The 14,629-nt window shown below is 70.0% G+C and carries 14 protein-coding genes; 9 read left to right on the top strand and 5 right to left on the bottom strand.

Annotated elements, in window-relative coordinates:
* Positions 1-38 precede the first annotated feature (38 nt).
* Positions 39-1,187, bottom strand: a complete 1,149-nt coding sequence (locus tag FB384_RS20330) for an NAD(P)/FAD-dependent oxidoreductase (RefSeq protein WP_183786348.1) — start codon at positions 1,185-1,187, stop codon at positions 39-41.
* Entirely contained in the window at positions 1,184-2,434 is a 1,251-nt protein-coding gene (locus FB384_RS27365) for a cytochrome P450 (protein ID WP_183786347.1), read from the bottom strand. The genes FB384_RS20330 and FB384_RS27365 overlap by 4 nt, the downstream gene beginning before the upstream one ends.
* A 180-nt stretch (positions 2,435-2,614) precedes the next feature.
* Between FB384_RS27365 and FB384_RS20320 the strand changes: the two genes are divergently transcribed.
* The 6 genes from FB384_RS20320 (at position 2,615) to FB384_RS20295 (ending at position 8,093) form a co-directional block, all read left to right on the top strand.
* Positions 2,615-2,812, top strand: coding sequence for a ferredoxin (locus FB384_RS20320; protein WP_183786346.1), 198 nt, complete (start codon positions 2,615-2,617; stop codon positions 2,810-2,812).
* 8 nt (positions 2,813-2,820) lie between these two features.
* Positions 2,821-3,636, top strand: a complete 816-nt coding sequence (locus tag FB384_RS20315; protein WP_221213398.1) for an enoyl-CoA hydratase/isomerase family protein — start codon at positions 2,821-2,823, stop codon at positions 3,634-3,636.
* Positions 3,636-5,309, top strand: coding sequence for an AMP-binding protein (locus FB384_RS20310; protein ID WP_183786343.1), 1,674 nt, complete (start codon positions 3,636-3,638; stop codon positions 5,307-5,309). The genes FB384_RS20315 and FB384_RS20310 overlap by 1 nt, the downstream gene beginning before the upstream one ends.
* Positions 5,310-5,442: 133 nt before the next feature.
* Complete coding sequence (locus FB384_RS20305) at positions 5,443-6,372, top strand: HpcH/HpaI aldolase/citrate lyase family protein (RefSeq protein WP_183786342.1); 930 nt, start codon at positions 5,443-5,445, stop codon at positions 6,370-6,372.
* Entirely contained in the window at positions 6,365-6,859 is a 495-nt protein-coding gene (locus FB384_RS20300) for a MaoC family dehydratase (RefSeq protein ID WP_323985358.1), read from the top strand. The genes FB384_RS20305 and FB384_RS20300 overlap by 8 nt, the downstream gene beginning before the upstream one ends.
* A gap of 64 nt (positions 6,860-6,923) precedes the next feature.
* A complete protein-coding gene (locus FB384_RS20295; RefSeq protein WP_228726490.1) occupies positions 6,924-8,093 on the top strand; it encodes an acyl-CoA dehydrogenase family protein in 1,170 nt (389 codons plus the stop codon).
* Between the two features lie 131 nt (positions 8,094-8,224).
* Here FB384_RS20295 and FB384_RS20290 read toward each other — a convergent pair whose 3' ends face one another.
* The 3 genes from FB384_RS20290 to FB384_RS20280 form a co-directional block, all read right to left on the bottom strand.
* The gene (locus FB384_RS20290; protein ID WP_183786339.1) at positions 8,225-9,007 is read right to left on the bottom strand and encodes a crotonase/enoyl-CoA hydratase family protein; all 783 of its coding nucleotides are present in this window, start codon (positions 9,005-9,007) and stop codon (positions 8,225-8,227) included.
* A gap of 88 nt (positions 9,008-9,095) precedes the next feature.
* On the bottom strand, positions 9,096-9,854 hold the full coding sequence (locus FB384_RS20285; protein WP_183786338.1) for an SDR family NAD(P)-dependent oxidoreductase: 759 nt from the start codon (positions 9,852-9,854) through the stop codon (positions 9,096-9,098).
* Positions 9,855-9,959: 105 nt separating this feature from the next.
* Positions 9,960-11,165, bottom strand: coding sequence for a thiolase family protein (locus FB384_RS20280; protein ID WP_183786337.1), 1,206 nt, complete (start codon positions 11,163-11,165; stop codon positions 9,960-9,962).
* Positions 11,166-11,338: 173 nt separating this feature from the next.
* Here FB384_RS20280 and FB384_RS20275 point away from each other — a divergent pair, with 173 nt between their 5' ends.
* From FB384_RS20275 to FB384_RS20265, 3 genes are all read left to right on the top strand, one after another.
* The gene (locus tag FB384_RS20275; protein ID WP_183786336.1) at positions 11,339-12,487 is read left to right on the top strand and encodes an acyl-CoA dehydrogenase family protein; all 1,149 of its coding nucleotides are present in this window, start codon (positions 11,339-11,341) and stop codon (positions 12,485-12,487) included.
* A gap of 220 nt (positions 12,488-12,707) precedes the next feature.
* Complete coding sequence (locus FB384_RS20270) at positions 12,708-13,877, top strand: acyl-CoA dehydrogenase family protein (protein WP_258935992.1); 1,170 nt, start codon at positions 12,708-12,710, stop codon at positions 13,875-13,877.
* A complete protein-coding gene (locus tag FB384_RS20265) occupies positions 13,878-14,627 on the top strand; it encodes an SDR family NAD(P)-dependent oxidoreductase (RefSeq protein WP_183786334.1) in 750 nt (249 codons plus the stop codon).
* The last annotated feature ends 2 nt before the right edge of the window (positions 14,628-14,629 follow it).

Raw genomic sequence — 14,629 nt, 5'->3', positions numbered from 1 at the left:
CGCAGGACACGCGTGTCTGAGCGGGGACGTGCGCGGGGTCAGGACAGGGCGACCAGAGTGTCGGCGATCTGTTTCCTGGCCGGGACGAGCTCCTTCACCCGGTCCACGCCGAGCCACGCGGTGAGTCCGCCGTCGGGGGAGTACCAGCGGACCGCCGGCCTCGCCGTGTCGCTCGTGTCGACCTCGGCGCGGTCCGCAGGACCGTGCCGGCCGACGTGCTGGATTTTGCGGCCGAACTGGTCGGACCAGAAGTACGGCACGGGATCGTGCACCGGCAGATCTGCCTCGGGCGTGCCCGCGGCGCAGGCCAGCAGGACCTGGGCGGCGACCGTCGCGGCGGCACCCGCCTCGTCCCAGTGTTCGACCCGTAGCCGCGCGCCCAGCCGAGGAGACCAGCGGGCGGCGAGGTCGCCGACGGCGAACACGCCCGGCGCCGAGGTGCGGAGGTACTCGTCGACGTGTACGCCGTTTCCGATCTCGAGCCCCGATCCGGCGAGCCAACCGGTCGCGGGCCGCACGCCGACGCCGGTGACGACCACGTCGGCGGTCACGACCGCGCCGTCGGCCAGCTGCACCCCACCGGGGTCGACCGAGGCGACCTTCGTGTCGAGCCGCAGGTCGACGTCGGACCACCAGGGCGTGAACAGGGCACCGACCTCGCCGCCCAGTGCGGCCGACAGCGGGGCGGGTCCCGCTTCGAGGCACGTCACCCGGCAGCCCGCGGCGAGAGCGGCCGTGGCCACCTCGGCGCCGATCCAGCTCGCTCCGATGACCACGACCCGTGCACCGGGGCGGAGTCGGGAACGCAGGGTGTACGCGTCGTCGAGCGTGCGCACGGTCAGTTGCTCGCCGGATCCGGGCAGGCGGACCGGTTCGGCGCCCGTTGCCAGCAGCAGGCCGTCGAACGGTTCGTCGCCGTCGTCGGTGCGTACCACGCGCTCGGCAACGTTCAGCCCGGTGGCGGTCACGCCCGCCCGGAACCGCACGCCGAGCGTGTCGACGTCGAACGGCAGTGGCGCGTCGTCGCGGTCGCCCCTGAGCACGGCCTTCGACAGTGGTGGCCGGTCGTAGGGGGCGTGGTGCTCCGCGCCCAGCACGACGAGCTCGCCGTCGAAGCCCTTGCGGCGCAGCGTCGCGCAGGCGCGGGCGGCCGCGAGGCCGGCACCGGCGACGACGAACCTGGTCATCGGCCCGAACCGAACAGCGGTTCGCCGCGCCGCTCGCCGGGCGTGAACCGGCACGGAATCGAGTGGAACCCCGCGTTCGTGCCCTGGTCCGGATAGGTGACGAGACCGTCGAGGTCCACCTCGTAGTCCGGCATCCGCTCCAGGACCTGGCTGATCATCGCGCGCGCCATCGCCCGCCCGAGGTGTGATCCGGCGCAGCGGTGAACCCCCAGGCCGAACGCCATGTGGCGGTTGGGCCAGCGGGTGATGTCGATCGTGTCCGGGTCGTCGAACTGCTCCGGGTCGCGGTTGGCCGACGCCCAGCTGAGCAGTGCGCGATCGCCGCCGCGGATGTGGACGCCCTGGAACTCGGCGTCGCGCGTGACCGTGCGCGCAAGCGCCTGCGTCGGTGAGAACACCCGGAGGAACTCCTCCACCGCGACGTCGAGCAGGCTCGGGTCGTCGACCAGCCGCTGCCGTTGGTCCGGGTTCTCGTACAGCCACACCAGCGACTGCGTCACCAGCGACGCGGTCGTGCCGACACCGCCGGAGATGAGGAGTTCGAGGATGGAGTAGATCTCGTCGTCCGACATCGCTCTGCCGTCGATCTCGGCGAGGATGAACTCGCTCGTGGCGTCGTCGGTCGGGTTCTCGCGCCGCTTCGCGATGTGGGCGCGGACCGTCTTCTCGACCCACGGCACGGCGACGTCGCGGGCGTGGTTGTACTCCGCGGAGCCCGGCGCCGCCGACACGAGCGTGTGCATCGCGTCGACATAGCGCTTGTACTCCGAGGCGTCCAGCCCGAGCCAGTCGACGGTCACCGCGGCCGGCACGCCCGCCACGAAGGCGAGATCGGCCTCGCCGCTCTCGATGATCTCGTCGATGAACCCGGTGACGAACCGGTCGATGACGGGATCGAGCTTCTTCACGGCGGCGGGCGCTGTCACCTTGTTCACGATCTTGCGGTAGCCGCGGAACGTCGGAGGGTCGAGCTCGATCGGGATGTGGAAGGCGGTGGGAGCCTTCGGGATGACGATCGCCAGGCCCTCACCGCCGGATTCGTGCCGCGCCGAGGAGAACAGATCGTCGTCGCGCGAGGCTTCGAAGACGCTGGCGTAGTCGCCGAGCACCCAGTATCCGCCGTGCGCCTCGGTCCACGCGACCGGATGTTCGGCGCGGAGCCTGCGGTAGGTGCCGACCGGGTCGGCCGCGTGCTCTTCGGAGTGGTGGTCGAACGCGGCGATCGGACTACGAGCCTGCTCGGTCACGGCGCATCCCTCCTTTGGGCTTTCTCTGATAATAGTTATATGACTGCCCCAGTCAAGGCTCGACCTTTCGGTAGGTCTCTGATAATGGTTATATGTGAACAATGTGAGTGCGCCGGAGTGCTCACCCGGGGCCGCGTTGCCCCGGCCCGTTCCCGAAGCAGCGTCGCACGGAGGACAGTCATGAAGGTCCGAGCTGACGAGAACCGGTGTCAGGGACACGGTCTGTGCAACATGACCGCACCCGACGTCTTCGACCTGTCCGACGAGGACGGGCACGTCGTCGTGCGTACGCCGGATGTGCCACCGGGGCTCGAGGACGACGCCGCCCGCGGCGCCGAGGCGTGCCCGGAGCTCGCCCTGTCGGTCACCGACGAATGAGCGCGCCGATGGCAGACGGCACCCACGGCGTCGAGGTGCGCGAACACGACGGAGCCCTGTGGATCCGGCTCAACCGCCCCGATCGGCGCAACGCCTACGACATCGACATGGCGCACACGGTCATCGAGGCGCTCGGGCGGGCGACGAAACTCCACGCCGTGGTCATCACCGGCTCGGGCGGCAGTTTCTGCGCGGGCGGCGCACTCGACCAGCTCGACGATCCCGACCCGGACCTGCTGCGCACGCTGTTCCACACATCGGCGCGCATGCTGCAGGCCGTACGCGACTGCCCCCGGCCGGTGTTCGCCGCGGTCGACGGTGCGGCCGCCGGTGGCGGCAACGAACTGGTCGTGGCCTGCGACCTCGCGATCGCGACCCCGCGAGCCACGTTCGGCCAGACCGGTCCGCGAGTGGGGTCGGCGCCGGTGCTCGGCGCGACCAACCACATGGCGGTGCAGATCGGCGAGAAGAAGGCCAAGGAGCTCACGCTGCTGTGCCGCCGCTACAGCGCGCAGCAGGCCCTGGCGATGGGGCTGATCAACGAGGTGGTCGACGTCCCGGATGGCGGTGACCAGGTGGCCGCCCTCGAAGACCGCGTCGGCGCGTGGATCGATGAGCTGAAGGCCCTCAGCCCGCTGTATCTGGAGATCAGCAAGGTCAGCTCGAACCTGTGGTGGAACACCGGCCAGGACTCGATGTCCAGCGGCCTCGCCATGCTCACGCAGGCCGTCGGCAGTGACGACATGCGGGAGGGCGCGCGGGCGTTCATCGAGAAACGGCGCCCGGAGTTCCCACCCCCGGGGACCGGAACACGGAGGTCGTGATGACACGGCGGTACTACACGGAGCTGCGCCCGACGTTCCCGGATCGCGCGCAGTGGGCCCTGCCGACGGTGCTGCGGCACTGGGCGGAGGCCACGCCGGACCGGGTATTCCTCGACACTCCTGAGGAAGCGGCCACCTGGACCTACGCCGACACGCTCGCCGCCGCCGAGCGGATCGGCCGGGCGCTGCTCACCGCGGGCACCGTGCCGGGCGACCGCGTGGTGATCATGGCGGCGAACTCGTCGCGGTTCGTGCGCACCTGGCTGGGCACCGCGGTCGCCGGCCTGGTCGAGGTGCCGATCAACACCGCCTACGAGCACGACTTCCTCGCCCATCAGGTGCGGACCGTCGCAGCGCGCATCGCCGTCATCGACGACGTGCACGCCGAGCGGTTCGCCGCCGTCGCCGAGGCCGCGGGCGACATCACCCGGTTCTACGTCATCGACACCGGCTCCCGTGACGCCGCGCTCGCGACGTTGCGCGGTGCGGGCTGGGAGGCCGAGCCCTGGGAGGCCCTCGAAGACGGCGGCACGGCCGACCTGCCCGAGGTCGCACCGGGAGACCTCGCGTCGGTGTTCTTCACGTCCGGCACCACTGGGCCGTCGAAGGGCGTCGCGATGCCGCACGGCCAGATGTACTTCTTCGGCGACGAATGCGTGTCGCTGACCCGCCTCACCGCCGACGACGCCTGGATGACGGTCACGCCCCTGTTCCACGGCAACGCCCAGTTCATGGCCGTGTATCCGGCGCTCGTGGCCGGGGCGCGGGCGGTGGTGCGCTCGCGGTTCAGCGCCAGCAACTGGATCGCCCAGATCCGCGAGAGCCGGGCGACGGTCACCAACTTCATCGGCGTGATGATGGACTTCCTGTCCAAACAGCCGCCGCGACCCGACGACGCCGACAACGTGCTCCGCTGCGTGTTCGCCGCACCGACCGCGGCCTCGCTGGTCGAGGGGTTCCGGTCGCGCTACGGCATCGAGGCGTTCGTCGAGGTGTTCGGGCTGACCGAGACCTCGGCGCCGATCCTCTCGCCCTACGGCGAGGACCGCCCGGCCGGTGCCGCGGGCCTGGCCGCCGACGACTGGTTCGACGTGCGTCTGGTCGACCCGGACACCGACGAGGAGGTCGGCGTCGGCGAGGTCGGCGAGCTCGTGGTGCGCCCGCGGGTGCCGTGGATCTGCAGCATGGGCTACTTCAACATGCCCGACCGCACCGTCGAGGCCTGGCGGAACCTGTGGTTCCACACCGGCGACGCGCTCAAGCGGGACGCCGACGGGTGGTTCTACTTCGTCGACCGGTTCAAGGACGCCCTGCGCCGCCGCGGGGAGAACATCAGCTCGTACGAGGTGGAGACGGCGTTGCTGAGTCATCCCGCGGTGCTCGAATGCGCCGTCATCGCCGTGCCCGCCGACGCCGAGGCGGGCGAGGACGAGGTCATGGCCTATCTCATCGCCGAGGGCCCGGTGAGCGCCGAGGAGATGTGGCGCTGGTGCGCCGGCAAGGTGCCGGCCTTCGCCGTGCCGCGGTTCCTGCGGTTCGTCGACGAGCTGCCGAAGACGCCGAGCCAGCGGGTGCAGAAGGCGAAGCTGCGCGAACTGGGCATCACGCCGGACACCCTCGACCGCGTTGCCCTGCCCGCCGCGGCGCCCGCCGGTGCAGCATCGGTGCCCTGAGCGACGCAGCCGCGCCCCCGAAACCGACACGCCGGGGACCAACGCACTGGGCACCGACACACCGGGCACCGACGCTCGGCATCGGCCCACCGACACCGACCCGCGAGAGCACCGACCTGCGAGGAGCCGTCCGATGCACCCCTATCGATCCGTGCTGTTCGTGCCCGCGCACAAGCCTGAGTGGGTCACGAAGGCGATCGCCAGCGGCGCGGACGCGGTCGTGCTCGACCTCGAGGACTCCGTGCCTGCCGACCGCAAGGCCGAGGCCCGCGGCCTTGTCGCCGATACGGTCGGTCGCGCGCGGGAGGCGGGGCACGAGGTCGGGCTGTTCGTGCGGCCGAACGCCCTGGACACCGGGCTGGCGGGCACCGACCTCGAAGCCGCGGTGTGCCCGGGGCTGACCGGGCTGTTCGTGCCCAAGGTGCGTGATCGTGACGACGTGCTCCGGTGGGAGACGCTCGTCGACTGGTTCGAACTCCGCAACATTCTCGAGCTCCGTGACGGTCTCGAGCCGAGCAACGGTGCCGCGGCGGGCTCGGCACTCGAGCTGATCGTGCCGGTCGAGATGGTCGAGGCGATCCAGAACTGCCGGGAGATCGCGGGTGCCTCGCCGCGGGTGGGTGCGATGATCGGGCCGACGGCCGAGCACGCCGACATCGCCCGCGCTGTGGGCTACCGGTGGAGCCGGGAGGGCACCGAGACGCTGTACCTGCGGAGCCGGATACTGCTGGCCTGCCGCGAGTACGGTCTGCACGCACTGACCGGACTGTGGGAGGACCTGTCCGACCTGGACGGCCTGAAGGCGTTCGCCGACTACGGACTGCAGCTCGGGTTCCGCGGTCAGATCGCGATCCACCCCTCGCACGTGGCGACGATCAACGAGGTGTTCTCACCGACCGCGGAGGAGATCGAGTTCCGCGAAGGCCTCGTCGCCGCCTTCGAGGAGGCCTCCGCGCGGGGTGACGGCGCCGTGCGTTACCGCGGCATCCACATCGACAAGGCGCACGCCGACACGGCGCGGGAGTGGCTCGCCCACGCCCGCCGCGTGACCGGCCGTGCGTGAGCAGCTAATCACTCGCAAGGAGCCGACCATGCCGGGCCTGTACTTCGAGGAGCTCGTTGAAGGGGAGGTCTACGACCACCCGATGACGCGCACGGTGACCGAGATGGACAACGTCATGTTCACCTCGCTGACCATGAATCCGCAGCCGTTGCATCTGGACGAGGAGTTCGCCAAGACCACGATCCACGGGCATCGCCTGGTGAACAGCCTGTTCACCATGGCGCTGGTCGGCGGGATGATCGTGTACGACCTGACCTACGGCACCACGCTGGGCAACCTCGGCTACGAGAAGGTCGAGTTCCCGAACCCGGTGTTCCACGGCGACACGATCCACGCGAGCAGCACGATCCTGCGCAAGCGTGAGTCGAAGTCGCGACCTGACGCGGGCATCGTCTGGTTCGAGCACCGTGGCATCAACCAGCGCGACGAGATCGTCTGCCTGTGCGAACGTGCCGGCATGATGATGAAACGCCCGGCGGAGGCATGAATCGTCCACTTCGGACTTTCCACGATCGCGGTATCGGTGACCGCGGCTGCCGGCTCAGGAGGCCATGATGGGATTCGGCTACGACGAGACGCACGAGGACATCCGCCAGGCGGTGCGGCAGATGTGCGGCCGCTTCGGCGACGAGTACTGGGCGGCCCACGACCGGTCGCACGAGTTCCCGTGGGAGTTCTACCGGGCTGTCGTGGCCGGCGGCTGGCTCGGACTGACCGTGCCCGAGGAGTACGGCGGCGGCGGGCTCGGCGTGACCGAGGCGGCGATCGTCGAACAGGAGATCTCCGCATCCGGCGCCGGGATGAACGGGTGCAGCAGTGTCCACATCGGCATCTTCGGCTTCGAGCCGCTCATCCGTCACGGCAGTGAGGAGCTCAAGAAGCGGTTCCTGCCGCGGCTGGTCGACGGCGACCTGCACACCTCGTTCGCCGTCACCGAACCGGACGCCGGGACCGACACGCTGAACCTGTCGACCACGGCGCGCAAGGTCGACGGCGGCTTCCGGGTGTCGGGCAAGAAGGTGTGGATCACCAAGGCCCAGGAGGCCGAGCGGATGATGCTGCTCTGCCGCACCTCGCCGCGCGAGGAGGGTGCGGGTCGCAGGCGGGGGCTGACGCTGATGTTCGCCGAGGTCGACCGCGACCACGTGGACATCAAGCCGATCCCCAAACTCGGCCGCAACGCCGTCGACACCAACGAGCTGTTCATCGACGACCTGTTCGTGGCCGACGAGGACGTCATCGGCGAGGTCGGTGAGGGCTTCACGGCCATCCTGGCCGGGCTGAACGCGGAGCGCGTGCTCTCGGCCAACGCGGCGATCGGCCTGGGCAGGGCCGCGCTGGCGCGCGCGTGCGACTACGCGGGCGAGCGCGTCGTGTTCGGCCGTCCCATCGGCAGGAACCAGCTCATCTCGGGGCAGCTCGCCGAGGCGAAGATCAAGCTCGACGCGGCCGACCTGATGTGTAAACAGGCCGCGTGGATGATCGACAACGACATCCCGTGCGGCAAGGAGGCCAACGAGGCCAAGTATCTGGCCGCCGAGGCGGGATTCAACGCCGCCGACGTGGCCATCAGCGTCCACGGCGGGTACGGCTTCGCCCAGGAGTACCACGTGGAGCGCTACTTCCGGGAGGCGCGGTTGATGCGGATCGCACCGATCAGCCAGGAGATGGTGCTCAACTACGTCGCCGAGCACGTGCTGGGACTGCCCCGCAGTTACTGAGACGCCCCACCCGCCGGGTCGTCGTGCCGGCGGGTGGGGACGTCAGACGGAGGGGCCGCCGATCCACAGTGGATCGGCGGCCCTGTTACGTGCGGTGTCCGGACGGCGGTGTGGTTAGCGATCCGGGGTGGTCATTCACCCCGCCACACCGGCTTGCGCTTCTCGGCGAAAGCGGCCGCGCCCTCCTGGGCGTCGGCCGACTTCCGCACCGGATCCAGAAACTCGTTCTGCTTGCTGAACTTCTCGTCGAGCGGCCAGTCGGCGGAGCGGACGAGCACCTGCTTGGACGCGGCCAGCGCCAGCGGGGCGTTCTCGGCGATCGTGTCGGCCAGTTCCAGCGCGCCGTCGAGCGCCTCGCCGTCACCGGTCAGCCTGTTGACCAGCCGGGCGTCCGCGGCGTCGGCGGCCGGCCACATCCGTCCGGTGAACACGAGTTCCATCGCGAGGTGGTACGGGATGCGCTCCTGCAGTCGCAGCAATCCGCCCGCGCCGGCGGTGAGGCCGCGCTTGACCTCGGGCAGCCCGAACGACGCCCCGCCCGCGGCGACGACGAGATCGCACGCGAGCACTATCTCGAACCCGCCGCCCAGCGCGTAGCCTTCGACCGCGGCGATGAGCGGCTTCGTCGGCGGTTGCTGCACCAGCCCGGCGAACCCGCGGCCTTCGACGACGGGGATCTCGCCGCGGGCGAACCCTTTCAGGTCCATGCCCGCGGAGAACGTGCCACCCGCACCGGTGATGACGCCGACCGACAGGTCGGGTCTGCGGTCGAGTTCGTCGACGGCCTCCGCGATCTGCCGCGCCATGGCCAGCGACACGGCGTTTTTCGCCTTCGGCCGGTTCATCGTCAGCACGAGCACGCGGCCGCGCTCGCTCACCTGGAGCTCGGGTTCGTCGGTCACGGAATCGGTCACTGCACGCTCCACGAGGTCGGCGCCGTTCGGTCGGCGCTGGCTGATCGGCGCTGGCTGGTCGGCGTTGGGTTGATCGGCGTTGGGTTGATCAGCGCGGTGCCATGCGGATGGCACCGTCGAGTCGGATCGTCTCGCCGTTCAGCATCGGATTGTCGATGATCTGTTCCGCCAGCTGAGCGTACTCGCCCGGGATGCCGAGCCTGCTGGGATTCGGGATGGTCCTGCCCAGCGAGTCGCGCACCTCCTCGGGCAGGCGCGCGAGGATCGGCGTGTCGAACAGGCCAGGGGCGATCGTGGTGACGCGGATCTGCTTGGAGGCCAGGTCCCGCGCCGCGACGAGGGTCATGCCGACGATGCCCGCCTTCGACGAGGCGTACGGCAGCTGGCCGATCTGGCCCTCGTAGGCCGCGACGGACGCGGTCAACACGCACACCCCGCGCTCGCCTTCGACCGGCTCGTTGCGCGCCATCCGTGCGGCGGCGAACCGCAGCACGTTGAAGGTGCCGTAGAGATTGGTCTTCACGACGGTGTCGAACATGTCCATCGACCCGGGATTGCCGTCGCGGTCGACCAACCGCAGCGCACCGCCGCGCCCGGCGCAGTGCACGACCGCCCGCAACGGGGCCGCCGCGACGGCCGTGTCGACGGCCGATTCCACCTGGTCGGCGTCGGTCACGTCGGCGGGCGCGAACGTGCCGCCGAGCTTGTCGGCCACGGCCGCACCCTCGGAGGACGGCAGGTCCAGCACCACCACGTGGGCACCGCGGTCGGCCAGCCGGGTCGCACTGGCCAGGCCGAGGCCGGAGGCGCCGCCGGTGACGACGACGGAGCTGTCGGTGAGGTCCACGGTGATTCTCCTTGTCGCGTGCGGGAGCTGCGGGAAGCTGCGGCGTTCGGAAAGCTGTGGCGTGGGAAAGCCGCGGCGTGGGGAAGTCTCAGAGTCGTTCGGGTGTCAGAGTCGTTCGAGGATGGTGGCGTTGGCCATGCCGCCGGCCTCGCACATGAGCTGGAGGCCGTAGCGGTGGCCGCCGTCGTCGAGTGCGGACAGCATCGTCGTCATCAGCCGGGCGCCGGAGGCGCCGAGCGGATGCCCGAGCGCGATCGCGCCGCCGCGCGGGTTGAGCCGTGCCTCGTCGGCGCCCTCGTCGGCGAACTCGCGCAACCAGGCCAGCGGGACCGGGGCGAACGCCTCGTTGAGTTCGACGTGACCGATGTCGGCCAGTGCCATGCCGGAGCGCTCGAGGATGCGGTGGGTGGCCGGGATCGGGGCGGTGAGCATGAGCAGCGGATCGTCGCCGCAGGCGTGCATCGCGCGGATGCGGGCCCGCGGGGTGAGTCCCAATTGCGCGCATTTCTCGGCGCTCATCAGCAGCAGCGCGCTCGCGCCGTCGGTGATCTGCGACGAGTTGCCCGGCGTGATGTGCCAGCCGATCTCGGGGAATCGGGCGCTCTTCGCCTCGGTTCGGAACGCCGGTTCGAGACCGCCGAGTTTCTCGGCCGAACTGCCGGGCCGGATCGTCTCGTCCTCGGTGACGGTGCCGTCGGGTGTGGTGACCGGGACTATCTCGCGCGCGAAGGCGCCCGCCTCGCGCGCGGCCGCCGCCCGATGGTGTGAGCGGGCCGAGTACTCGTCGAGTTCGGCGCGGTCGAGCTTCCACCGGGCGGCGACCAGTTCGGCGGCGACGCCCTGGGAGACCAGGCCGGGGGAGTAGCGCTCGGCGACGCCGTCGCCGTACGGGTCGGCATCGAGCCGCGCCGATCCCATGCGGACACGGCTCATCGATTCCACACCGCCCGCAATGGCGATGTCGTAGGAGCCGGCCATGATCGCCTGGGCCGCGAAGTGCACGGCCTGCTGGCCGGATCCGCATTTGCGGTCGATCGTGGTGGCGGGGACGTGTTCGGGAAGGCCAGCGGCGAGCCAGGCCATGCGGCCGGGAGTGGCGGACTGCTCGCCGACCTGCGAGACGCAGCCGATGAGGACGTCGTCCACGGTCGCCGGGTCGACGCCGGTGCGGTCGAGGAGCCCGGTCAGCGTCTGAGCCAGCAGGTCGACGGGGTGCACCCCGGCGAGTGCACCGCCGGGTTTGCCCTTGCCCATCGGGGTGCGGACCGCGTCGACGAGGACGACGTCGCTGACTTGCCGCGCTGGAATCATGGGTAATTACTTATCATGATATGCATGTCTAAGTCCATGTTCGCCGTCGACGATGCCGGCTCGGACGTCGGGAGTGTGCGAACTTCCCGGCGGTCGGGGCGGTGTCATCCGGTCGCCTGTTGACAACTGCGGTGGATAAACCAGGATAATGATTACAACCAAGGAGGTCGACGATGACCGATGACATCCGGGAGATCCGCCGGCTCGCCGCGCAGGTGGCCGTGGACGTCTACGCCCCGATGGCCGACGAGTTGGACGCCGAGCGCAGGCCGCTGCCGGTCCAGGAGCGCAAACGCCTCGGCGAACTGGGCTTCCTGGGCATTGCCCTTCCCGAGGAGTTCGGTGGGTCCGGAGCGCCGATCAGCCACGCCCTGGCGGTCATCGAAGAGCTCGGCAAGGTGTGCCGTCCCGCTGCGTTCCAGGTCTTCGAGTCCAACACCGGCCCCGCGCAGGTGATCAACCACCTCGGCACCGAGGATCAGCGCAGACGCTGGCTCCCCGACATCATCGCGGGCGAGAAGACGATGGCGGTCGCGATCTCCGAACCGGACGCCGGGTCGGCCGCCACCGACATGCGCACCGCCGCCAAGCCCGTCGACGACGCCTACGTCATCAACGGCACCAAACGGTGGATCTCCAACGGCGGCGAGGCCGACCTGTACCTGACCTATGCCCGGTTGTCCGACATGCCCGGGTCGAAGGGCATCGGCGGCATCGTCGTCGAGAAGACCGCTCCGGGCCTGAGCTTCGGCGCCCAGGAGAAGCTCATGGGTTTCCGCGGCATCCCCTCGGCCGACGTCATCTTCGACGACGTCGTCGCACCCGCCGAGGACGTCGTGGTGCCCGCGGGCGGCTTCGGCAAGCTGTTCGGCGTCTTCTCCATCGAACGGCTCGGCAACACCACCATGAGCCTCGCCGTCGCCCAGGCCGCCCTCGACCGGACGGTGGCCTACGTGCAGGAACGCGAACAGTTCGGCAAACCGCTCGTCGAGTTCCAGAGCGTGCAGACCAACCTGGCCGACATGGTGCTCCAGGTCGAAGCGGCGCGCGCCCTGCTGGAGAAGGCGGCCGACAGCGCGGGAACCGGCCTGCCCGACCCGTTCAAGGTTTCGCTCGCCAAATGCACCGCCAACGAGATGGCCAAACGGGTCACCGACCTCGGCATGCAACTGCACGGCGGCAACGGCTACACCGAGGAGTACGGCCTCGAGCGACTCCACCGCGACTCGCACGGCTGGGCCATCGCCGGCGGCACCCCGGCCATGCAACGCACCCGCATCGTCTCCGAGTTACTCGGCCGCCGCTTCGACCAACGCCGCTGAAGAATGTTGTTGCCAGGCTTGCGTAGCAGCGCGGGTGGCAGAACCCCACCGAGGCTATGGCTCCGGGATCGACGCCTCATGAATGCCAATTCACCACGTCGTCGCTGTCCTCGCCGGAGCCACGCTGAGAATCCGCGGCGGCGCGGGCCGGCGGACGTGCGGGCGAGCGCGACTTCGTCACTGCCCACAACACATGCGCACTAGTGAAAGGCGAGAGACAGTGGCTTCCGAGCAGTTGTTCGACCTGTCCGACGGGCACCGCAGAATTCAGCAGGTGGCCCGTGAGGTGGCCGCGGCCGTCGACCCGTTCGCCGCCGAGGCGGACGAATGTCCCGGCGTGCACGAGCGGACCGCCGCCGTGCTCCGGGAATCGGGTCTGGCCAGGCAGGTCGTTCCCGCGGCCCACGGCGGGGAGTCCGAGACGCTCGACCCGCTGTCCATCGCCGTGGTCCGGGAAGCACTGATGTACAGCTCGGCGCATCTGGACTCGCTGTTCGGGATGCAGGGCGTGGGCAGCTACTCGCTGTCGGTCGGCGGCGCGGAGGACCTGAAGGCCGAGTGGTTGCCGAAGGTCGCGGCGCTCGAGGCGATCGCCGGGCTGGCGCTGACCGAACCGGACGTCGGCTCGGACCTGCGCGCGATCACGACGACGATCGAACGCCGCGGCGGTGATCTCGTGGTGCGCGGCCGCAAGTCGTTCATCACCAACGGCGGCGCCGCGTCGTTCTACTGCGTGCTCGGCAAGGAGGACGACGGCTACTCGATGGTGCTGGTGCCCGCGTCGTCGGCGGGACTGAAGACCGAGCGGGGTGCCGACATCATCGCCCCGCACATCCTCGGCGAGCTGACGTTCGACGACGTGGTGGTGCCGGAGGCGAACCGGCTGGGCGAGCCCGGCAAGGCGTTCTCGCTGATGCTGCAGACCCTCGCCGTGTTCCGGGTGACCGTGGCCGGATCGGGCGTCGGACTCGGGCAGGCCGCGGTCGACGAGGCGACCGCGCACGCCACGACGCGGACCCAGTTCGGCAGGCCGCTGCTCGAACTGGGCGCGGTCGGGCAGAACATCGCCTCCTCGTGGGCCGACGTCGAGAGTGCCCGGGCGATGACCTACCGCGCCGCATCGCTCGCCAGGACCGATCCGCTGTCGCACCTGGACTACTCGTCGATCGCGAAGGTCGTGGCCACCGAGGCGGCGGGCCGCGCGGCCGACCGTGCGGTGCAGAGCATGGGCCGGTTCGGCCTGGTACGCGGTTCGAAGATCGAACGGCTGTATCGCAACGCGCGCCCGCTGCGCGTGTACGAAGGGGCGACCGAGGTGCTGCTCGACTCGCTTGCCCGCAGGCTCGGCAAGGAGGCCGCGAAGAAGCAGGCCGGAAAGCAGGTGTCCTGAATGGACTTCGGACTGGACGGCGCCGTCGTGCTCGTCACCGGTGCCAGCCGCGGGCTGGGCGCGGCGATGGCGACGACGCTCGCCGCGGAAGGGGCGTCCGTGGTGGCCGCCGCGCGCAGCACCGGCAGTCTCGCCGAGGTCGCCGCACGCGGGAAGGGGCGGATCACGGCGGAAGCGGTCGACATGCGCGACGAGGACGCGGTCACTGCCCTCGTCGAGACCGTGGTGGCCCGGCACGGCCGGATCGACGCGCTCGTCAACAACGCGGGCATCGCGCCCGCGGGCAAGTTCGTCGACCAGGATCCGGGTGTGTGGAAGGAGACCATGGCCGTCAACGTGATCGCGCCGATGCTGCTGGCCCAGGCTGCGGGCAGGCACATGATCGCCCAGGGGAGCGGCCGCATCGTCAACGTCGCCTCCACCACGGGAGTGCGCGGCAAACCGCACCTGGTCGGCTACTCGACGTCCAAGGGCGCCGTCGTGCGAATGACCGAATCCCTCGCCGCCGAGTGGGCGGGCAAGGGAGTGCAGGTCAACTGCATTGCCCCGGGAGCATTCGCGACCGATGCGCAGAGCGCCGTGCTCGAATCGCCCGATCTGCTGGCCCGGAGGGTCAAGAAGATCCCAGCCGGCCGCATGGCCGAGGCGGAGGAACTGATGCCGCTCGTCTGCCTGCTCGTGTCCGCCCGCTCGCCGTTCACCACGGGCTCGGTCTTCGTGGTCGACGGCGGTGAATCCGGAAAGTTGTGACA

Source organism: Prauserella sediminis, from assembly GCF_014195435.1.
In the GTDB taxonomy this organism is placed as follows: domain Bacteria; phylum Actinomycetota; class Actinomycetes; order Mycobacteriales; family Pseudonocardiaceae; genus Prauserella; species Prauserella salsuginis.
The sequence above is the reverse complement of the archived record's forward strand: the minus strand, read 5'-3'. Positions and strand labels throughout refer to the sequence as shown.

What these genes read in the sequence shown, in the direction of transcription:
- FB384_RS20330 (WP_183786348.1), bottom strand. Translation starts at nt 1,187, where the DNA reads ATGACCAGGTTCGTCGTCGCCGGTGCCGGCCTCGCGGCCGCCCGCGCC.
- FB384_RS20320 (WP_183786346.1), top strand. Translation starts at nt 2,615, where the DNA reads ATGAAGGTCCGAGCTGACGAGAACCGGTGTCAGGGACACGGTCTGTGC.
- FB384_RS20315 (WP_221213398.1), top strand. Translation starts at nt 2,821, where the DNA reads ATGGCAGACGGCACCCACGGCGTCGAGGTGCGCGAACACGACGGAGCC.
- FB384_RS20310 (WP_183786343.1), top strand. Translation starts at nt 3,636, where the DNA reads ATGACACGGCGGTACTACACGGAGCTGCGCCCGACGTTCCCGGATCGC.
- FB384_RS20305 (WP_183786342.1), top strand. Translation starts at nt 5,443, where the DNA reads ATGCACCCCTATCGATCCGTGCTGTTCGTGCCCGCGCACAAGCCTGAG.
- FB384_RS20295 (WP_228726490.1), top strand. Translation starts at nt 6,924, where the DNA reads ATGATGGGATTCGGCTACGACGAGACGCACGAGGACATCCGCCAGGCG.
- FB384_RS20280 (WP_183786337.1), bottom strand. Translation starts at nt 11,165, where the DNA reads ATGATTCCAGCGCGGCAAGTCAGCGACGTCGTCCTCGTCGACGCGGTC.
- FB384_RS20275 (WP_183786336.1), top strand. Translation starts at nt 11,339, where the DNA reads ATGACCGATGACATCCGGGAGATCCGCCGGCTCGCCGCGCAGGTGGCC.
- FB384_RS20265 (WP_183786334.1), top strand. Translation starts at nt 13,878, where the DNA reads ATGGACTTCGGACTGGACGGCGCCGTCGTGCTCGTCACCGGTGCCAGC.